The organism is Microbacterium sp. Ag1 (genome assembly GCF_001005635.1).
Classification (GTDB): domain Bacteria; phylum Actinomycetota; class Actinomycetes; order Actinomycetales; family Microbacteriaceae; genus Microbacterium; species Microbacterium oxydans.
Genome location: NZ_LBCR01000031.1, coordinates 153,185 through 171,903, shown reverse-complemented (window position 1 = coordinate 171,903; position 18,719 = coordinate 153,185). Strand labels below are relative to the sequence as shown.

17 protein-coding genes are annotated in these 18,719 nt (G+C 68.7%); 6 read left to right on the top strand and 11 right to left on the bottom strand.

Translation table 11 applies throughout. The features are described 5' to 3' along the window. Positions 1 to 21: 21 nt before the first annotated feature. From AAY78_RS12550 to AAY78_RS12540, 3 genes are read right to left on the bottom strand one after another with little or no spacing between them, the layout of a single operon-like run. Positions 22 to 900, bottom strand: a complete 879-nt coding sequence (locus AAY78_RS12550; protein WP_046748628.1) for a carbohydrate ABC transporter permease — start codon at positions 898 to 900, stop codon at positions 22 to 24. Then, complete coding sequence (locus AAY78_RS12545) at positions 900 to 1,838, bottom strand: carbohydrate ABC transporter permease (RefSeq protein ID WP_046748627.1); 939 nt, start codon at positions 1,836 to 1,838, stop codon at positions 900 to 902. Before AAY78_RS12545 ends, AAY78_RS12550 begins: the two co-directional genes overlap by 1 nt. Then, positions 1,835 to 3,154, bottom strand: coding sequence for an ABC transporter substrate-binding protein (locus AAY78_RS12540; RefSeq protein WP_046748626.1), 1,320 nt, complete (start codon positions 3,152 to 3,154; stop codon positions 1,835 to 1,837). The genes AAY78_RS12545 and AAY78_RS12540 overlap by 4 nt, the downstream gene beginning before the upstream one ends. A gap of 100 nt (positions 3,155 to 3,254) precedes the next feature. Here AAY78_RS12540 and AAY78_RS12535 point away from each other — a divergent pair, with 100 nt between their 5' ends. Then, on the top strand, positions 3,255 to 4,475 hold the full coding sequence (locus tag AAY78_RS12535) for an ROK family protein (protein WP_046748625.1): 1,221 nt from the start codon (positions 3,255 to 3,257) through the stop codon (positions 4,473 to 4,475). 26 nt (positions 4,476 to 4,501) lie between these two features. Here the strand turns inward: AAY78_RS12535 and AAY78_RS12530 are convergent, their stop codons facing one another. From AAY78_RS12530 to AAY78_RS12515, 4 genes are all read right to left on the bottom strand, one after another. Next, positions 4,502 to 5,848, bottom strand: a complete 1,347-nt coding sequence (locus AAY78_RS12530; RefSeq protein ID WP_046748624.1) for a dihydrolipoamide acetyltransferase family protein — start codon at positions 5,846 to 5,848, stop codon at positions 4,502 to 4,504. A 28-nt stretch (positions 5,849 to 5,876) separates the two neighbouring features. Next, positions 5,877 to 6,842 (bottom strand): alpha-ketoacid dehydrogenase subunit beta, encoded by a 966-nt coding sequence (locus AAY78_RS12525; protein ID WP_046748758.1) that lies wholly within the window; start codon positions 6,840 to 6,842, stop codon positions 5,877 to 5,879. 11 nt (positions 6,843 to 6,853) lie between these two features. Next, positions 6,854 to 7,981, bottom strand: coding sequence for a pyruvate dehydrogenase (acetyl-transferring) E1 component subunit alpha (pdhA, locus tag AAY78_RS12520; protein WP_046748623.1), 1,128 nt, complete (start codon positions 7,979 to 7,981; stop codon positions 6,854 to 6,856). Positions 7,982 to 8,087: 106 nt separating this feature from the next. Continuing rightward, positions 8,088 to 9,155, bottom strand: coding sequence for a histidinol-phosphate transaminase (locus AAY78_RS12515; protein ID WP_046748757.1), 1,068 nt, complete (start codon positions 9,153 to 9,155; stop codon positions 8,088 to 8,090). A 99-nt stretch (positions 9,156 to 9,254) separates the two neighbouring features. Between AAY78_RS12515 and AAY78_RS12510 the strand changes: the two genes are divergently transcribed. Genes AAY78_RS12510 through AAY78_RS12500 form a run of 3 tightly spaced genes read left to right on the top strand, consistent with a single transcriptional unit; the run spans position 9,255 to position 10,277 of the window. Continuing rightward, a complete protein-coding gene (locus AAY78_RS12510; RefSeq protein ID WP_052748773.1) occupies positions 9,255 to 9,461 on the top strand; it encodes a ribbon-helix-helix protein, CopG family in 207 nt (68 codons plus the stop codon). Next, positions 9,458 to 9,841 (top strand): type II toxin-antitoxin system death-on-curing family toxin, encoded by a 384-nt coding sequence (locus tag AAY78_RS12505; protein ID WP_046748622.1) that lies wholly within the window; start codon positions 9,458 to 9,460, stop codon positions 9,839 to 9,841. The genes AAY78_RS12510 and AAY78_RS12505 overlap by 4 nt, the downstream gene beginning before the upstream one ends. Positions 9,842 to 9,875: 34 nt before the next feature. After that, positions 9,876 to 10,277: a phage holin family protein gene (locus AAY78_RS12500; protein ID WP_046748621.1), complete on the top strand. Its 402-nt coding sequence runs from the start codon at positions 9,876 to 9,878 to the stop codon at positions 10,275 to 10,277. 44 nt (positions 10,278 to 10,321) lie between these two features. On the opposite strand, the gene AAY78_RS12495 is transcribed toward AAY78_RS12500, so the two are convergent. After that, the gene (locus tag AAY78_RS12495) at positions 10,322 to 11,668 is read right to left on the bottom strand and encodes a hypothetical protein (RefSeq protein ID WP_156172653.1); all 1,347 of its coding nucleotides are present in this window, start codon (positions 11,666 to 11,668) and stop codon (positions 10,322 to 10,324) included. Next, positions 11,665 to 11,922, bottom strand: a complete 258-nt coding sequence (locus AAY78_RS12490) for a hypothetical protein (protein ID WP_046748619.1) — start codon at positions 11,920 to 11,922, stop codon at positions 11,665 to 11,667. The genes AAY78_RS12495 and AAY78_RS12490 overlap by 4 nt, the downstream gene beginning before the upstream one ends. Positions 11,923 to 12,129: 207 nt before the next feature. Between AAY78_RS12490 and AAY78_RS12485 the strand changes: the two genes are divergently transcribed. Together AAY78_RS12485 and purB are read left to right on the top strand one after the other, a co-directional pair. Beyond that, positions 12,130 to 12,579 (top strand): low molecular weight protein-tyrosine-phosphatase, encoded by a 450-nt coding sequence (locus AAY78_RS12485; protein WP_230977858.1) that lies wholly within the window; start codon positions 12,130 to 12,132, stop codon positions 12,577 to 12,579. Between the two features lie 23 nt (positions 12,580 to 12,602). Beyond that, positions 12,603 to 13,985 (top strand): adenylosuccinate lyase, encoded by a 1,383-nt coding sequence (purB, locus tag AAY78_RS12480; RefSeq protein WP_046748617.1) that lies wholly within the window; start codon positions 12,603 to 12,605, stop codon positions 13,983 to 13,985. Between the two features lie 12 nt (positions 13,986 to 13,997). Here the strand turns inward: purB and AAY78_RS12475 are convergent, their stop codons facing one another. Further along, positions 13,998 to 15,431 (bottom strand): MFS transporter, encoded by a 1,434-nt coding sequence (locus tag AAY78_RS12475; protein WP_046748616.1) that lies wholly within the window; start codon positions 15,429 to 15,431, stop codon positions 13,998 to 14,000. A 66-nt stretch (positions 15,432 to 15,497) separates the two neighbouring features. Then, a complete protein-coding gene (locus tag AAY78_RS12470; protein WP_082108675.1) occupies positions 15,498 to 18,701 on the bottom strand; it encodes a glycosyl hydrolase family 95 catalytic domain-containing protein in 3,204 nt (1,067 codons plus the stop codon). Positions 18,702 to 18,719 lie beyond the last annotated feature (18 nt).

The following is an 18,719-nucleotide window of genomic DNA, read 5'->3' as shown; positions in this document are numbered from 1 at the left end:
TCTTGCGGTGGTCGTGCGGTGTCAGCCCTTGACGGCGCCCTGCGTGACGCCCTCCATGACCCACCGCTGCGTGAACAGGTAGGCCACTATCGCGGGGGCCATCGCCATCAGGTACGAGGCGAAGGCGACGTTGTAGTTGTTGCTGAACTGGTTCTGGAAGAGGTTCTGCCGAACGGGGAGCGTCTGCAGCGCGGGGTCGGCGATGATGAGCGACGGCATCATGAAGTCGTTCCAGGCGTACAGGAACGCGAAGATGCCGACGGTCGCGCTCATCGGGGCGAGCAGCGGGAAGATCAGCTTCCAGAAGGTCTGCCAGGTGGTCGCGCCGTCGATGCGCGCGCTCTCCTCCAGCTCGATCGGGATAGACCGCAGGAACGCCGTGAACAGCAGCACGCTGAAGCTCAGCTGGAACATGGTGGCGAGGATGATCACGCCGAACGGGTTGTCGAGTCCGACGCGTCCGGTGAGCTGAATCTGCGGCAGGGCCACGACCGGGAACGGGATGAACATCGCCGCGAGCAGGTAGAAGAACGAGTAGCGGAACAGCCGTCGGTCCCAGTTGCGCACGATGGCGTAGGAGGCGAAGGCCGCCAGCACGATGGTCGCGATCACGGTGCCCGCCGTGACGAGCAGGGAGATGCCCGCGCCGACCGGGAACTTCGTGAGCGTCCAGGCTTCGACGAAGCCGTCGATGCTGAACGGCGCCGGGAGAGAGAAGGCGTTGCCGTCGACCGCCTGTCCTGTGGTCTTGAATGCCATCGAGATGGTCACGTACAGCGGAAGGAGCACGGTGACGGCGCACAGGATCAGGATGATCGTGCCCGACCAGTTCACGCGCTCCATGCGGATGCGCGGCTTCTTCCCTGAGGTGGGGATCGTGGTGAGTGTCTGCGTCGACATCAGAGTGCGTTCCTTCCGCGCGTCAGCGACAGCTGGAGGAGGGAGATGAGCACGGCGACGATGAAGAAGATGGTCGCGTTGGCCATCTGGTAGGCGTAGTCGCCGCCGTTGAAGCCCGCGATGATCGTCATCGCGACGCTGCGGGTCGATGTGCCCGGCCCGCCGTTGGTGAGACCGACGATGATGTCGTAGGCGTTCAGGAAGCCCTTGAACCCGAGGATCACGTTGATCACCACGTATCCCGCGACGAGCGGCAACGTGATGCGGGTGAGCTGCTGCGTCTTGCTGGCGCCGTCGATGCTCGCCGCCTCGTACACCTCGCCGGGGACAGAGAGCAGGCCGGCGATGTAGATGAGCAGGGTGCCGGGCACGGCCTGCCAGGCGGTGACGATGACGATCGCGATCCAGGCGAGGTCGGGATTGGCGAGCAGACTGGTCTCGAGCCACGGGATGCCCGCTGCGGCTCCCGCTGCCGGGATCGAGTTGGAGAACAGGAAGTTGAAGACGTAGGCGATGATGATCCCCGAGATCACCATCGGGATCACGAAGATGGTGCGCAGGCCCGTCTTGAAGCGGATGCGCGAGGTGAGTCCGACCGCGAGCAGGAATGCGATCACGTTCACGACGATCACCGTGGCGATCGAGAAACCGAACGTGAACAGGTAGCTCTGCAGGATCGAGGGATCGCTGAACAGCGCGATGTAGTTCGTCAGCCCGTTGAAGCTCCACTCCCCGATGCCGATCGAGTCGGTGAAGCTGAAGAAGATGCCGATGACGCCCGGAACAGTGATCGCGAGGGTGAAGAGCACGAGCGTCGGCAGCAGGAACAGGTAGTAGATCGGCTCGACGCGGCGCGTGTGGCGCCGGAGCTTCCGGTCGCCACCCGTGACGATGACGGTCGTGCTGTCGGAAGCAGAGGGAGTCGTCGTGGTGCTCATGATGCGCCCTCCTCGCCGGCGGCGTTGTCCTGGGTCGACGGGATCGGCGCCCGGAAGGCGATGCGTGCCCAGTCGGCGTCCATGGTGCGCAGGATCGAGGTCGGAGAAGCCCCGAGTACCATCGCCTGCGCGTAGTTCATCATCGGAAGCGTCTTGGGCACGAGCACGGACGGGCCCTGATAGATCTGCCCGTTGTCGTAGTACTCGACCATCCCCTCAACCCGGGGGTCGTCGGGGGCGGAAGCGCCCTTCGTGGGCGTGAAGCCGAGCTGCGAGGCGTTGTACTCCTCGATGTTCTGCGGCTCGTAGAGGAACTCGAGGAAGTCGCGGGCGGCCTCCTGATGGCGCGACCCCTCGGGGATCATCGCGGCGAGGTCCATGTTCACGCGCACCCCGAGGTCGGCCGGGTCGTTCGTCATCGGCAGCGGGAAGGTGCCCAGCCGCAGGTCGGGTGCGGTCTTCGCGATCTCGCTGAACGCCCACGGACCCTGCAGGTACATCGCGGCCTCGCCCTTGCCGAAGGCCAGGTTGCCGTCGCCGTAGCCACGGCTCGGGGCATCCGCGTTGGTGTAGTCGTTCGCGAGCTGCAGCATCCTGTCCATCGGCTCGGCGAAGTCCTTCGAGAACGAGACCTCGGAGTCGGGACCGACGTCGGCGCCCTCGTCCGCGAGCGCATCGAAGAAGTCGATCACGTCGACCGAGCCGCCCGCGGTGTAGTCGTACCAGCCCTGGCCCACGGTCCAGTCGTCCTTGAACGTGCCGTAGAACGGGTCGATGCCCGCCGCCTTCAGCTGCTCGCACACCGCAAGCAGCTCGTCCCACGTCGTCGGCACCTCGAGGCCCTGAGCGTCGAAGATCTCCTTGTTGTAGATGACGGAGGCGGCCATCACCGAGTACGGCAGGGCGCTGGTGCGGCCCTCGCAGGAGCCGTACTGGTCCATGAGCGGCTGCAGGTCATCGCGGATGCCCGCAGCGGCGTCGGTCTCGGAGAGATCGGTGAGCGCGCACCGCTGCACGAAACGGGCGATCTCGTAGTTGTAGTTGGCGAGCATGACGTCGGGCGGGTTGCCCCGCACGAAGCTCGCCGAGACGACGTCGACGCCCGAGGTGTCGATCTCGACCTTCACGTCGCTCTGCGAGGAGTTGTACTCGGCGACGAGGGCGGTCATGAACTCGATCGCCTCGCGCTTGCTGAAGGTGAAGCGGATGGTCTCCGCTCCCGAGCCGGGGGCGCATCCCGCGAGCGCCGTGCCGACCAGGGTGACCCCCAGGGCCGCGGCCACCGCTCGCGCCGCGCGTGTTCGTGTGCCAGACACCGTCGTCCTTCCATCCCGTAGATCCGTGCACTAAATCTAGTGAGCGAATTTACTCTGTCGAACGGTACTCTCTCATTGGACGAGAGGAAGGTCAAGCGCCGTGGCAGATGTCTCCGCAGGCTTGGGCACCGGTCGAGCGAGCGTGAGCGCCGTGCTCGACTTCGCCTGGACGGCTGGCGAGTTCACCGCGTCCGAGGCCATGGCCGGCACCTCGCTGACCCGCTCGACCGCCATCGACGCGATCGACACCCTGGTCGGCGCGGAGATCCTCCGTGAACTCCCCAACGCCCGCGCCGCCGGCACCTACCGCGCAGGGCGACCCTCTCGCCGCTTCGTGCTGCCCGCCGACCTGGGCGTCGTGATCGGCGTCGATGCGGGCGACACCCACCTCGCCGTGACCGTGGCCGACCTGCTCGACGAGACGCTCGTGCACCACCGGGTGGAGTTCGATCCGACGCAGACGGTCTCCGAGCGGCGCGCGACGATCCTCGGGCGCCTCGGCGATGCGCTCACCGAAGCCGGGGTCGCGCGCGAGCAGGTGCTCGCCGTGTGCGTCGGGGTCGCGGCACCGGTGAACCGCGACGGCATCTCGCCCCCGCACCCGGAAGGCTTCTGGGAGCGCACGAACCCCGGGCTCGCCGAGGCACTGGAGGACTGGGCACCCGTCGTGCAGATCAAGAACGACGCCCAGCTCGCCGCGATCGCCGAAGGGGCCGAGGGAGCCGCGATCGGATGCCGCGACTACGTCGCCCTGCTCGCGAGCGAGCGCTTCGGCGGCGGCGTGGTGGTCGACGGGCACGTGCTGCACGGCGCGCACGGCGGTGTCGGCGAGGGCGTCGTGTTCGATCACATCGTGGGTGTCGGCTCGGCGTTCGGCCTGCGCTATGCCGTGCAGGACCAGGTGCGCGCGGCAGTCGACTCCGGTGAGATCTCGCACGACAGCGCCGTCGGACGCCTCGTCGGCACACGTCGCATCGACCCTCGACTCGTGCTGACCCTCGCCGCGTCGGGCGACCGGGACGCGGTGCTGATCACCTCCCGCGTCGGGGCCACCGTGGCCCGCGTCGTCGGTGTGCTCGGCAGCATGTACGACCCGGCTCGCGTCATCGTGTGCGGAGCGGTCGCCGAGAGCATCGAGCCCGTGCTGACCGCTGCCCGCCGCATCCTCCCCCAGGAGCTGCACCTGCCCGCCCCGGAGATCCTCGCGTCGACACTGGGTGCCGAGGTCGTCTCACGCGGGGCCGTGGCGACCGCCCGACGCGCGGCCAGGGAGCACGCGGTGCCGCGGTTGGCGGAGGAACGTCTGCGCCAAAGTGCGTGACCGGGCGGTCACGTGCGTGATGCGGGTCAGTCCACGAGCAGTGCGGGCTCCTCGAGGATAGAGGCGACGTCGGCGATGAAGCGGCTCATGCCGTCGCCGTCGATCACGCGGTGGTCGAAGGATCCGGCCACCGTGGTCACCCAACGGGGGCGCACCTCGCCGTCGACGACCCACGGCTTCTGACTGATGGTGCCCATCGCCACGATCCCGGCCTCGCCGGGGTTGATGATCGGGGTGCCGGCATCCATCCCGAACACACCGATGTTCGTGATCGTGATCGTGCCGCCCTGCTGATCGGCCGGCGGGGTCTTGCCGTCGCGGGCCGTGAGCGTGAGACGGTTCAGTGCCCGCGCCAGCTCCTTCATGCTCAGGTCCTGCGCGTCCTTGATGTTGGGCACGAGCAGGCCGCGCGGGGTGGCGGCGGCGATACCGAGGTTCACGTAGTGGCGGACGGCGATCTCGGCTCCGGACTCGGTCTCGATCCAGGCGGCGTTGACCATCGGGGTGCGGCGGGCGGCCCAGATCACGGCGCGGGCCATGATGAGCAGCGGCGACACCTTGATGTCGGCGTAGTCGGGCGAGGCCTTGAGGCGCTTGACGAGTTCCATCGTGCGGGTGGCGTCGATCTCCTTCCACACCGTCACGTGCGGGGCCGAGTACGCGCTCTGCACCATCGCCGACGACGTGGCCTTGCGCACACCCTTGACCGGGATCGACTCGGTGCGGTCGTCACCTGCAGCCGACGGACGCGTTGCGGTGAGGCCGCGAGCGAGTCCTGCTGGCGCAGCCTGCGGGGCGGGCACCGTCTCCTCGCGCACGGTCCCCCACTCGGGGGTCTCGATGTTGCGGAAGACGCTCGCCTGCGAGGCGTGCTTCATCACGTCGTCGCGCGTGACCTCCCCGTCGGCACCGGTCGCGGCGACCGCGGTGAGGTCGACGCCGAGGTCGCGGGCCAACTTGCGGATCGGCGGCTTCGCGATCACCCCCACCGAGGAGCGGACGGGTCGCTCGGCCGGACGCTTGCGCCGCGAGGTGGCTCCGCCTCCCGTGCCGTAGCCCACCAGCACGGAACCGCCGCCCTCTTCCGCCGCGGGAGCTGCAACCGCCGGGGCAGCAGGAGCCCCCGTCGCCGGCTCGGTCAGGAACGTGATGATGGGGGTGCCGACCTCGACGGTCGTGCCCTCCGCCGCGAGGAGTTCGCCCACCACGCCCGCATACGGCGACGGCAGCTCGACGAGCGACTTGGCCGTCTCGATCTCGCACACCACGTCGTTGATCGCGACGGTGTCGCCAGGAGCGACCTTCCAGGCCACGATCTCGGCCTCGGTCAGGCCTTCGCCGACGTCCGGAAGGGTGAAGTTCTGCGTGCTCATGACGAGTCCTTTCGGCCGAGCGGGAGTGTCAGTATGCCAGCGAGCGGTCGACGGCCTCGAGGATGCGGTCGGCATCCGGGAGGTACGCGCCTTCGAGCTTCGCGGGCGGGAACGGAGTGTCATAGCCGGAGACGCGCAGCACCGGAGCCTCGAGCGCATAGAACGCGCGCTCCATGACGGTCGCGGCGATCTCGCCGCCGATGCTGCCGAAGCCCTGCGCCTCCTGCGCGTAGACCATGCGGCCGGTCTTGCGCACCGAGTCGAGGATGGGCTCGTAGTCGACCGGAGAGATCGAGCGCACGTCGACGACCTCGCAGCTCGTGCCCTCGGCCTCGGCGAGCGCGGCGGCCTGCAGGAGCGTGGTGACCATCGCCCCGTGCCCGACGAGCGTCACGTCGCTGCCCGTGCGCACGACGCGCGAGGAGTGCAGTGGAACGGCCGAGGCGTCGAGCTCGACCTCGCCCTTCTGCCAGTACCGGCTCTTCGGCTCCATGAAGATCACCGGGTCGTTCGACGCGATCGCCTCCTGGATCATCCAGTACGCATCGTTCGGCGTCGACGGCGACACCACACGCAGGCCGGGGGTGTGCGCGAAGTACGCCTCCGGGCTCTCCTGGTGGTGCTCGACCGCGCCGATGTGTCCGCCGTACGGGATGCGGATCACGATCGGCATGCTGATCGTGCCCTCATGCCGGTTGGTCAGCTTCGCCAGCTGCGTGGTGATCTGGTCGAACGCGGGGAACACGAATCCGTCGAACTGGATCTCGATCACCGGGCGGTACCCGACCATCGCCATGCCGATCGCTGTGCCGACGATCCCGGACTCGGCCAGCGGGGTGTCGAGCACCCGGCGATCGCCGAAGTCGCGCTGCAGATGCTCCGTCACCCGGAAGACGCCGCCGAGCTTGCCGATGTCCTCGCCCATGAGCAGGACCTTCGGGTCGTTCTCCATCGCCTTGCGCATACCCGCATTCAGCGCCTTGCTGAGCGGCATCGTCTCCAGAGTCACTGGGCTCCTCCTTCGAAGGACGCCTCGTACTGCGCATGCCAGGCCTTCTGCTGGTCGATCAGCGGATGCGGCTCGCTGTACACGTGGTCGAACATCTTGTCGGCGCTGGGCGGCCCGAGCTCGACCGTGCGGGCGCGCAGATCCTCTGCGGCATCGGCCGCCTCGGCCTCGACATCGGCGAACAGCTGCTCCGACGCTCCGCGCGCTTCGAGGAAGGCCCGCATCCGCACGATGGGATCGCGACCGGCCCAGTACTGCTCCTCGTCGCTGCCCCGGTACTTGGTCGGGTCGTCGCTCGTCGTGTGTGCGCCGAGCCGGTATGTCACGGCCTCGATGGCCTGCGGCCCCTTGCCCTCGCGAGCCTCATCCAGCGCGACACGGGAGACGGCGTAGCTGGCAAGCACGTCGTTGCCGTCGACACGGACGCTCGGGATGCCGTAGCCCGCGCTGCGCTGCACGAGCGGCACGCGCGACTGGGTGGAGACGGGCACCGAGATGGCCCAGTGGTTGTTCTGCAGGAAGAACACCGTCGGAGCCTGGTAGCTCGCGGCGAAGACCATCGCCTCGTGCACGTCGCCCTGGCTGGATGCGCCGTCGCCGTAGTAGACGATGACCGCCTCGTCGCGGTCGAGATCACCGGAGCCGGTGCGTCCGTCGAAGGCGAGGCCCATGCCGTAGCCCGCGGCGTGCAGCACCTGCGATCCGAGCACCAGCGTGTACAGCCGGGTGTTGCCGTTCTCGGGGTCGGTCGGGTCCCACCCGCCGTGCGAGACGCCCCGCATGAGCTTGATGATGTCGACCGGATCGACGCCGCGGATGCGGGTCACGGCGTGCTCGCGGTAGGAGGGGAAGACGGTGTCCTGGGCGCGGAGCGCGCGCCCGGATCCGACCTGCGCCGCCTCCTGTCCACGACTCGGCGGCCACAGCGCGAGCTGGCCCTGACGCTGCAGGTTCGTCGCCTGGGTATCGATCGCGCGGATGACGACCATGTCCCGGTAGAACTGCTCGAGTTCCGCATCGCCGATCGCGTCGATCAGAGGAAGGTACCGTTCTGCGGCGGCGGACGGAGCGTACCGTCCGGTCTCGTCCAGAACGCTCACAAGGGGTGTCTCGGAGGTGGTCACGCTCTCACGCTACCCGCGCCCGCATGCCAGGTCACGCATACCTAGGACGCCCTCGTAAATGCCTGGAAACCGGAGAAATCCGCGAGAAGGCGCGGAATGCGGCGACTCAGCGGAGGGAGCCGGCGACCTCGAGCACGCGGGCGACGGAGTCCTCCTCGCCCACCGAGATGCGGATGCCGTCGCCGGAGAACGGACGCACGATGAGGTCGTTCTCGACGAATGCGGCAGCCACCTCGTCGGTGCGTTCGCCCGCGGGCAGCCAGACGAAGTTCGACTGGGAGTCCGGCACCTCCCACCCCTGTGCACGAAGCCCCTCCACGAGACGGCCGCGGCGTTCGACGATGACGGCGACGCGCTCCAGGAGCTCCGATTCGGCGTCGAGGCTGGCGATCGCGGCGTTCTCGGCAGCGGAGGTGACCGAGAGCGGGATGCCGGTCGTGCGGGCGGCGTCGAGCACCTTCTCGTGCCCGATCGCATAGCCGACGCGCAGCCCGGCGAGACCGTAGGCCTTCGAGAAGGTGCGCAGCACCACCACGTTCGGGTGCTGCTCGAACACGCGCTCCGCCAGACCGTCGACCGCACCCGGCGCCGTGACGAATTCGGCGTAGGCCTCGTCGAGGATGATCAGGATGTCGCCGGGCACCCGCGCGACGAAGGCGGCGAACTCGGCCGAGGTGATGATCGGACCGGTCGGGTTGTTGGGCGTGCACAGGATGATCGCGCGGGTGCGCTCGGTCACCGCATCCGCCATCGCTTCGAGGTCATGGCGGGAGTCGGCGGTGAGCGGCACCTGCACACCGGTCGCTCCGGCGACGAGCGGAAGGCTCGGGTACGCCTCGAAGGAGCGCCACGCGTAGATGACCTCGTCGCCGACCGAGGCGGTGGCCAGGATCAGCTGATGCAGGATCGACACGCTGCCCGAGGCCACGTGCACCTGGTCGGGCTCGACCCCGTAGCGGGCACCCAGTCGCGCGCGCAGGCGACCGGCGGTGGCATCCGGGTAGCGGTTGATGGGAGTGGTGCTCTTCAGCGCGTCGAGCACCGACGGCAGCGGGTCGAACGGGTTCTCGTTGCTCGACAGCTTGAACGCATCGGGGCCGGCCTGCTTTCCCTGGCGATACGGAGCGAGAGCGGCGATGGCGGGACGGATGCGGGGCAGGATCGGCTCGGTCACGAGGTCGAGTCTACGAGGGCGGGCGAGCACAGCCCGAGGGGACGGATCGCGCTCGTTCGCCCCCTGTCGCGGCTCGATGCCCGGTGGTACCATTCTGGTATGGCCATGACGGTGCGACTCCCGGAAGAACTCGATGCCCAGCTCGAGGCGATCGCGCGCGCCCGTCATACCTCGAAGCATGCGGTGATCATCGAGGCAGCGACGCGGTTCGCGAATGACACCAGCCGGTCGGCTCTCGTGAATTCTGCGGTCGACTTCGTGTTCGACAATGACAAGGTCCTGCTCGAGCGCCTCGAAGACGCATGACCGAATACCTCACGTTGGAAGACGGTCTCCAGATCGTCGAGCGGTTCGGCTTTCACGTTCGCGACGCGGGCTTGCTTGCGTCAGCCCTCGCCCGCCCAGCGGCTTCGCTCTTCGGTGATGACGCGTACGCGACCATCGACCGGAAGGCTGCAGCTCTCCTCGAATCCCTTGCGCGAAACCACCCGCTGTTCGACGGGAACAAGCGGACGGCATGGACGAGTTTCGTGGCGTTTCTGTGGATCAACGGCTGGAAGCACCGCTTCACGACAGACGACGCATTCGATCTGGTGATCGGCGTAGCGTCCGGCACGATCGATCTGGATGAGTCGGAGCAACGCATTCGCGCAGACCGCATTCCCGTGGAAGACACCGCCCGCTGACACGCACGAGAGTCCGTGGGACACTGGTCGGACTATGCGCTTCATCATCCGCGTCGTCGTCAACGCCTTCGCCCTCTGGGTCGTCACGCTGATCCCTGCCCTGCAGGTGACCATCAGGGCCTTCCCGCCCGGCGAGACGCTGCAGCTGGTGCTGACCCTGCTAGCGGTGGCCGCGATCTTCGCACTCGTGAACACGATCATCGGCACGGTCGTGAAGATCGTCGCGTTCCCGCTCTACATCATCACCTTCGGCCTGATCGGCTTCCTGATCAACGGGTTCCTGCTGTGGCTGACCGCCTGGATCACGAGCGGATTCGGCTGGGGTCTCACGGTCGGCGACTTCTGGTGGGGCGTGCTCGCAGCACTGATCATCTCGGTGATCAACGGCATCTTCGGATTCATCCTGCGCCCGCAGAGCAAGAGCCGTCGCGACTGACCCGCTGACACCGCGGTGACAGCCACCGGCGACAGCCACCACGGTCACCCGCTCCGCTCCGCGCGGTACTCGGTGCGCTCGACCTCGACGGCCCGCCCGAGCTCATCCCAGTACCCGTCGAGAGCCACCGCGCGAGGGTCGGTCGACGCATCCACCATCTCGGCGGTCTCGATGTACGTCTCGAGACCGTGGGTCTTCAACCGCAGGTCCTCGACGCCGTCCCCCGGATCACCGACCCGCGAGGCGGTGAAGCTGTCGGGCGACCCCGTCCCCTCTGCCGACCCGCCCGCGGCGAGCGCCGATACGACATCGTCGGTGTGACGGAGCTGGATCAGCGTCTGCTCCTCCCGGAGTGTCGGTTCGGTGGGGCTCCCCGCCGTGATCTGCATCGACACCTCGTACTCGCTCTCCACGGCGAGTCGCGTGGCGATCATCCCGCCCTGCGAGTGCGCGACCACGTCGACGCGATCGCCCGGTTCGACACCGGCGGCCGCCAGAGCATCGAGAGTCGCCTGGTACGACGCCGACGTAGCGCCCTGATAGAGCTCGATGTTCGAGGTCATGTCCCACGGCTCCGCGCCTTTCTTCAGGGACAGCAGTGAATTCTGGGTACCGGCCACGTAGGCCACATAGCGGGTCGCGCCGCCGACCATCGTGTACTTCTCCACGGCGACCTGGGCTCCCCCGCCCGGGATCCTCCTGAACGCTCCGGCGAGGTCGTCCGGCGCGCGCGGAGTCGACGTCTTCACCGGTGTCACCTGCACCGGATCCACCGGCACGGAGGTCGGAGCCTTCACGCCCGGCACCTCGGATCCCGCCACCCCCGGCCGCACCTTCCCATACCCCGAGGCGAGCCCGACCAGCGCCCCGACCAGGAACATCGGCGGCAGCATCCCACCCAGGTCGTACTGATCTCCGAGCCCTTCGAACCTCCGTCGCTCCCAGCCGGCGACCAGCCAGTCCGCCATCCGCCCCACGCGCTCGTCGTCGGCGATCATCTCGTCGGCCCGTGCGCGCACGTCGTTCGCCGCTGCGGCGTCGGTGAGGGCGAGCGCCTCGGCCTGTGCCCGCAGTTCCACCAGCTCGAATGCGTCGGCCATCAACAGCGTTCCCGTGCAGGCGTTCTCGATCTCCGCAGCGAGTGCACCGATCCGCTCGCCGCTGAGTCGCAGAGCGCCGATGTCGACGCGCAGCGCGGGAGCATCGGATGACGAGATCGCCTCCGCAGCGGTGACCACCGAATCCCGAGCCTCTTCGTATCGCGCCGCGACCGTCCGCAGGTGCGCGCCGACCTCGCGCAACTGCTCGGTGTCGATCGCGATCGCGCCGCCGTGGTCGATCTCCAGGCCGCCGGCAACGGAGGCGTCGTGCGCGCGTGCGACCCCCATCATTCCGATCCCTCCAGCTCCCACTGCCGGATCCGAAGACTTCCGAGCTGCGTTCCGGTGTCATCGCGTACCCGCGCGAGGAGTTCGTGGAGCGCGCGGAACCCCTCCGAGCTCCAGTCCGTCGCGTCGACGAGCGAGACCAGCAGCGCTCCCGCCTCCTCCAGCGTCGTGATGGCATCACCGATCCCCCGGTGCCCGAGGGCCTGCCCCCACGACTGCGCGGATCCACCGGACTGCTCGGGTGCGAACGAGTACATGGCTCCAGCATTCGGGATCGCGCTCCACGCGGGTCGCTCGGAATACGCAACCCGTGGACAGGTGGTCGCCCGCCCACGGTGTGCAGGGGCCGCGCGAGCAGGTTCGCGCTGTGCAGGACGGCCATGGGCGGGCAGAATGTATCTGTGACATCCCCGGATCCCTTCCGCGTGATCTTCGTCTGCACGGGGAACATCTGCCGCTCTCCCATGGCCGAAGTCGTCTTCCGCGACCTCGCCGAGCGGCAGGGACTCGGCCCGCGCATCGTCTCGCGCAGCGCCGGAACAGGCGACTGGCATCTGGGCGAGCGTGCCGATCACCGTACGATCGACTCGCTGGCGCGTCGCGGCTACGACGGCTCCCAGCACCGCGCCCGTCAGTTCACCGCGGCCGCCTTCGCCGACAACGATCTCGTCGTCGCGCTCGACCGCACGCACGAGCGCATCCTGCGGGAATGGGCCCACGACGAGGACGAGGAGGGGAAGGTCACCCTGCTGCTGGCCTTCGACCCGACGGCGACCACCCACGACGTGCCCGACCCGTACTACGCGGGCGCGGAGATGTTCGATTCCGTGCTCGGTATGATTGAGGCGGCGACTCGGGGCCTGTTCCGCCAGCTCGAACCCGCTCTGCGTCTCCCCCGCACGCCCCGCCTCTGAGGGGCCCGATCAGGAGGACTCCCCTGACTTTCCAGCCTTCGCTCCCGCCCCAGCCCCTGAGCCCCCTCGACGGCCGCTACCGTGGCGCCGTCACCGGTCTCGCCGACTTCCTGTCCGAGGCGGGCCTGAACCGGGCACGCGTCGAGGTCGAGGTCGAGTGGCTGATCGCGCTCACCGACCGTTCGCTGTTCGAGACGAGCCCGCTGTCGGACGAGGACAAGGAGCGCCTGCGTTCGCTCTACCGCGACTTCGGTCAGGCCGAGATCGACTGGCTCGCCGAGAAGGAAGCCGTCACCCAGCACGACGTGAAGGCGATCGAGTACCTCGTGCGCGACCGGCTCTCGACGCTCGGCCTCGACCGCATCTCCGAGCTCACGCACTTCGCCGCGACGAGCGAGGACATCAACTCCGCGTCCTACGCCCTCACCGTCAAGCGCGCGGTCGAGGAGGTCTGGCTCCCGGCCCTCGACACCGTGATCGCGAAGCTGCGCGAGCTCGCGGTCGAGCACGCCGACGCCGCGATGCTCTCGCGCACGCACGGCCAGCCCGCAACGCCCTCGACGATGGGCAAGGAGCTCGCGGTCTTCGCCTGGCGCCTGGAGCGCGTGCGCAGCCAGATCGCCGGTTCCGAGTATCTCGCGAAGTTCTCCGGCGCGACCGGCACCTGGTCCGCCCACCTCGCGGCAGACCCGGACGCCGACTGGCCGACCATCGCCCGCGAGTACATCGAGGGACTGGGCCTGGGCTTCAACATCCTCACGACGCAGATCGAGTCGCACGACTGGCAGGTCGAGCTGTACGACCGCGTGCGTCACGCGGGCGGCATCCTGCACAACCTCGCCACCGACATCTGGACCTACATCTCGCTCGGCTACTTCGCGCAGATCCCGGTCGCGGGTGCCACCGGCTCGTCGACGATGCCGCACAAGATCAACCCGATCCGCTTCGAGAACGCCGAGGCCAACCTCGAGATCTCGGGAGCCCTGCTCGCATCGCTCGGCCAGACGCTCGTCACGAGCCGCCTGCAGCGTGACCTCACCGATTCCACCACGCAGCGCAACATCGGCGTCGCGTTCGGGCACTCGCTGCTCGCACTCGACAACCTGCGCCGCGGCCTGAACGCGATATCGCTGTCGCGCGACGTGCTGCTCGCCGACCTCGACGTGAACTGGGAGGTGCTCGCCGAGGCGATCCAGACGGTCATCCGCGCCGAGGTCGTGGCAGGCCGCTCCTCGATCACCGACCCGTACGCGCTCCTCAAGGAGCTCACCCGTGGTCACCGGGTCGGTGCCGCCGACCTCGCCGAGTTCGTGCAGGGCCTCGAGATCGGCGATGCCGCCAAGCAGCGCCTGCTCGCGCTGACCCCGGCCACCTACACGGGCATCGCGGAGCGCCTCGCGCGCTGAACCCGGGAGGAGCTAGGAGCCCGACTCGCCGGAGTGCTCCTCGACGCTGTCCTTCGGCATGAACGACGCCGCCAGGAGAGTGAGAACCGCGGTCACCGCGACGGCGACGAACACCCACACCGACGCGTGGACGATCGTGTCGGGGTCGTCCGCGCCCGCACCCTGCGCGATGGCCGCATTCGAGATCGCGCCGAACACGGCGACGCCCACAGCGCTTCCCGCCGACCGCGCGAAGGCATTCATCCCCGTCACCGCGCCGCGCTCGCCCCAGCCGACCGAGGCCTGGGCGGCGATCAGCGTCGGGGCCGCACTCCACCCGAGCCCGAAGCCCAGGAGGAACGCGATGCCGGCGATGACGAACGGGTTCGGCCAGGAGGCGACGGCAGCGAGCATGATGGCGGCGAGCGTCGTGATGCTCATGCCAATGAGCGTGGTGCGACGGAAGCCGATGCGCAGGTACAGCCGTCCGGCGTTCGCGGCGGCGAGCGGCCAGCCGAGGGTCAGAGCTGCCACCGCGAGACCCGACAGCAGGGGAGCGATGCCGATGGATCCCTCGAGGTAGGCGGGGGCGAAGCTCGTCACACCGAGCATGAGCGCGCCGATGCCGAGCGAGACCAACGTGGTCGTGAGGATGAGCCGACGCGTCACCAGCCGCAGGTCGACGATCGGCTCGGCGACACGGCGCTCCACGACCCCGAAGGCCAGCAGCGCGACCACGCCGATCCCGAAGCAGAGGACGCTCTGCACGGACAGCCACGCCCAGGCGTTTCCTCCCTCCAGCATGCCGAGGATGAGCGCCGTGAGCCCGATGGTGAGCAGCACCGCTCCCCCGTAGTCGATGCTGTGCCGCTGGGTCTGCTTCTGCTCCTTGTAGTTGCGCAGCAGCATCCACCCGGCGATCAGACACAGGGGCACGTTGATCCAGAAGATCCATCGCCAGGCGTCGAGCTGGGCGAAGATGCCGCCGAGCGCGGGGCCCACCACCGAGGAGATGGCCCACACGCTCGCGACGTATCCCTGCACCTTGGCGCGTTCGGCGACCGTGTAGATGTCACCGACGATGGTCATCGACATCGGTGCGACGGCACCGGCTCCGATGCCCTGGACGATGCGGAACACGATCAGCGCCGGCATGCTCCAGGCGAACCCGCAGAGGATGGACCCGAGCAGGAACAGGGCGATGCCGAGCAGGATGATCGGCTTGCGGCCCACGGTGTCCGCGAAGCGGGAGTAGATGGGCACGCTCACGGCCTGCGCCAGGAGGTACACCGAGAACAGCCAGGGGAACTGCTGGTAGCTGCCGAGGTCGCGCACGATGCTCGGGACGGCGGTCGCGAGGATCGTGGCGTCGATCGCGATGAGCCCGGTGGCGAGCATGAGCGCGCCGAGGATGGGTCCGCGCTCCGACCGGAGTCCGATGGAGGCGCGGTCGACGGAGGCAGTCACCTCAGGGACAAGCCGATCCACCCCACCGGTATTCCGGATCGTCCCCGCCCCGCGCGCCGCCCCTGCTCAGTGCGCCGGACCGAGGTCGCGCATGGGCTTGCCGTTCTTCGGGTTGCCCGGCTTCACCTTGCGACGCTCCCCGTTGACGACCACGATCACGTTGCTCATGTTCGGCGCGCGGTCGGCGACCACGTCGTAGGACACGACCTTCCCGTCCCGCCAGGTGCAGTCCACGCGATACCCGCCCCGCGCGCGGAGACCGGCGAACGATCCGCTCACCGCCCAGTCCGCCGGCACGGCGGGGAGCAGACGGATCACCCCACCATGGCTCTGCACCAGCATCTCCGCGATCGCTCCGACGATGCCGTAGTTGCCGTCGAGCTGGAACGGCGGATGGTTCGCCCAGAGGTTCTGCAGGATGTTGTAGGTGAGCAGTCCTCGCACCATGATCCCCGCCCGCTCGGCATCACCCAGGCGCGCGAAGAGACCGGCCCGCCACGGCCAGGTCCACGAACGGCGACTGTCTCCCGAGACCGTGGCGGCGGTGAACGGCACACCCTCCTTCTCCCCGCAGCGGGCCTTCAGCGAGACCAGGGCCGCCGCGGAGAGCTCCGGGGTGTCGGGGGTGATCTGCCGCCCCGGGTACACGGCGAACAGGTGCGACGTATGCCGGTGGATGTCGTTCGGGTCGTCACGGTCGGTCTGCCACTCCTGCAACTGCCCCCAGCGGCCGATCTTGTTGGGAGCCAGACGGGACTGCATGTCGGCGACGGTCTTCCGGTAGGTCTTGTCGGCACCGAGGGCTTCGGCGCACTCGAGGTAGTTCTGGAACAGATCCCAGATGATCTGCTGGTCGTGCATGACGCCGTCCTCGCGCGGACCGTGCTCCGGAGACCAGCCCATCGGCGCGACCAGCGTGCCGTCGGGAAGCTCTTTGAGCTGGTCCTCCCAGAACTGGCAGATCTCCTTGATCAGCGGGTAGGCGAGGTCGCGTAGGTACTTCTTGTCCTGCGTGAACGCCCAGTGCTCGTAGAGGTGCTGGGCGTACCAGGCGCTCGCGATCGTGTTCCACTCCCACGAGTTGCCGCCGAAGATGCTCTGCGAGGTGCGGGCGGTCCACCCGCGCACGTCGGCGCCGAAGGCGTTGCGCGTCGCCACCCGGCTGGGGACCGCCACCTCGCGGATGAACGTCGCGAGCGCCTCATGGGACTCCGGGAGGTCGGCGGTCTCCGCGCCCCAGTAGTTCATCTGCACGTTGATGTTGGTGTGGTAGTCGCTGGCCCACGCCGGCTGGTTGCTGTTGTTCCACAGCCCCTGCAGGTTGGCCGGCAGCCCCCCGGGCTTCGACGAGCTGAGGAGCAGATACCGGCCGTACGCATAGAGCGTCTGCTCGAGCGTGGGGTCCGCCTCCCCCTTCCCGTAGCGGAGCAGCCGGCGATCCGTGGGCATGGCCGTCACGGTGCCGTCGGTCGCTCCCCACTCCACCTTCGCGCGCTGCATCAGCTCGGAGACCTGTGCGGTGTGCGCAGAGCGGAGACTCTGCCACGACCGGGAGGCGGCGGCGTTCAGCGCCTTCTCGATCGCGGGCTGCGGTGCGGCGCCTCGCCAGCCGTGCGCCGCGCTCAGACGATAGTCGGTGCGCGCGTCGAGCAGCAGTGTGATGCTCGACGCCTCCGAGACGCGCAGCCCGCCCTCGGCGGCGACGACCCGGCCGTCGGTCTCGGCGATGCGGACGACGGCCGCGTGCGTGAGGTCGTTGGCCATCGTCCCGGCGAAACTCAGCCGACGTCCGCCCGCGTCGGCAACGGTGGCGACGCCGTCCTGCTTGGACGTCAGAGTGAGCAGCGCCGTCAGCGCACCGGGCCGATCGGCGGTGAACCGCACCGCGATGATGTCGGCCTCCCGGCTCGCGAAGGCCTCGCGCAACACCGTCCCCTGTGCGGTCGCGAAGTGAGTGCTGTGGGTGCCGTCCGCGATGTCGAGTGCACGCCGGTAGTCCACGACCGCCTTGGCGCCCGCCGTGCTGAAACCGCCGCCGGTGAAGGCGATGCCGCCGAGACGGATGGCACCCGGCGCGGAGAACGAGATGCGGTACATCGCGAACGCGGTTGTGTTCGCGTACGTGAACGTCCGCCCCACGCCGCGCTCGGGGAACGTCTCCCCTACTCGGGTGTCGAGGGTCTTCCAGGTCAGCCCGTCATCCGAGCCGGCGACGATCCAGTCGCGTGGATCCTGCTCCGGCGTGTCCGGTGCGCTGGTGAGCACGTAGCCGTTCAGGGTGTTCTTCGTGGCGAGCTCGACCTGCCACACCGCGCCACCGCCCGTCGCGGGAACAGCCCAGACGGTCGCGGGATCGGCATCGATGCTGCCGACGAGGGAGTCCGCGTGACCGCTGGGCGATGACACGTAGACGGCGCTTCCCTGCGCCAGTTCGACGCCGCCGAGCGCGATCTCCCCCACCTGGAAGTGGCTGACTCCCGCCTTCGGGGCGAAGACGAAGCGATAGTGGGCGTACGCGGTGGTGTTGGCGACCGAGAAGCTCTTGGACTGGAGTCGCTGGGGGAACGGCGCCTCGGAGCGGACGTCGAGCACGACCCACGCCGCGCCGTCGGACGAGCCTTCCAGGCGCCAGTCCTGCGGGTCCCGCGCAGGGACGTCGTTGGCACTCGTGAGCACATACGACGAGACGACGGCGGGGGCGGCGAGATCGGCCTGCCACGTCACCTCTGCGGGCGGCGCGATCAGGCACCATTTCGTGGCGGGGTTGCCGTCGAACGTCTTCTCGACGCTCTCGCCGCCGGACACCTGGTACGGGCCGCCGGGAGAGCTGACGGTCGTGCGCGCACCGAACGCCACCGTCACCTCGCCGAAGTCGCGGAAGGATCCGAAGCCGGTCACGCTGGTGTCGTACGCACCGTCTGGCTGACCGGCGAGAGCGTTGTCGTAGTCGTTGACCCCGCCCCACAGGCTCTGCTCGCTGAAGTGGATCACCTCGGCGTCCGGGTTGCCGAACAGCTTCGCGCCGAGACGGGCGTTGCCGATCGGGAGAGCCTGGGTCTCCCAGTCCGTCGCCGGCGTCGCGTACCAGAGCGCGTACGGCGACAGCTGTGGGCGCGGGATCGCCCCCGCCGGCACGGCGCGGAGAGGAGCCTGCGCCGAGAACGTGCTCGCCGCGGCGGGGCGGGCGGCGAGGAACTGGGGGACGAGCGGGGCGAGAAGGGCGAGACCGCCCACCTGCAGTGCCTGGCGACGGGAAATGGGGTCCTTCATCACAGCAATCCTCCGGAG

What these genes read in the sequence shown, in the direction of transcription:
- AAY78_RS12530 (WP_046748624.1), bottom strand. Translation starts at nt 5,848, where the DNA reads ATGAGCACGCAGAACTTCACCCTTCCGGACGTCGGCGAAGGCCTGACC.
- AAY78_RS12495 (WP_156172653.1), bottom strand. Translation starts at nt 11,668, where the DNA reads ATGATGGGGGTCGCACGCGCGCACGACGCCTCCGTTGCCGGCGGCCTG.
- AAY78_RS12490 (WP_046748619.1), bottom strand. Translation starts at nt 11,922, where the DNA reads ATGTACTCGTTCGCACCCGAGCAGTCCGGTGGATCCGCGCAGTCGTGG.
- AAY78_RS12545 (WP_046748627.1), bottom strand. Translation starts at nt 1,838, where the DNA reads ATGAGCACCACGACGACTCCCTCTGCTTCCGACAGCACGACCGTCATC.
- AAY78_RS12500 (WP_046748621.1), top strand. Translation starts at nt 9,876, where the DNA reads ATGCGCTTCATCATCCGCGTCGTCGTCAACGCCTTCGCCCTCTGGGTC.
- AAY78_RS12485 (WP_230977858.1), top strand. Translation starts at nt 12,130, where the DNA reads ATGGCCGAAGTCGTCTTCCGCGACCTCGCCGAGCGGCAGGGACTCGGC.
- AAY78_RS12505 (WP_046748622.1), top strand. Translation starts at nt 9,458, where the DNA reads ATGACCGAATACCTCACGTTGGAAGACGGTCTCCAGATCGTCGAGCGG.
- AAY78_RS12525 (WP_046748758.1), bottom strand. Translation starts at nt 6,842, where the DNA reads ATGCCGCTCAGCAAGGCGCTGAATGCGGGTATGCGCAAGGCGATGGAG.
- AAY78_RS12470 (WP_082108675.1), bottom strand. Translation starts at nt 18,701, where the DNA reads ATGAAGGACCCCATTTCCCGTCGCCAGGCACTGCAGGTGGGCGGTCTC.
- AAY78_RS12510 (WP_052748773.1), top strand. Translation starts at nt 9,255, where the DNA reads ATGGCCATGACGGTGCGACTCCCGGAAGAACTCGATGCCCAGCTCGAG.
- AAY78_RS12550 (WP_046748628.1), bottom strand. Translation starts at nt 900, where the DNA reads ATGTCGACGCAGACACTCACCACGATCCCCACCTCAGGGAAGAAGCCG.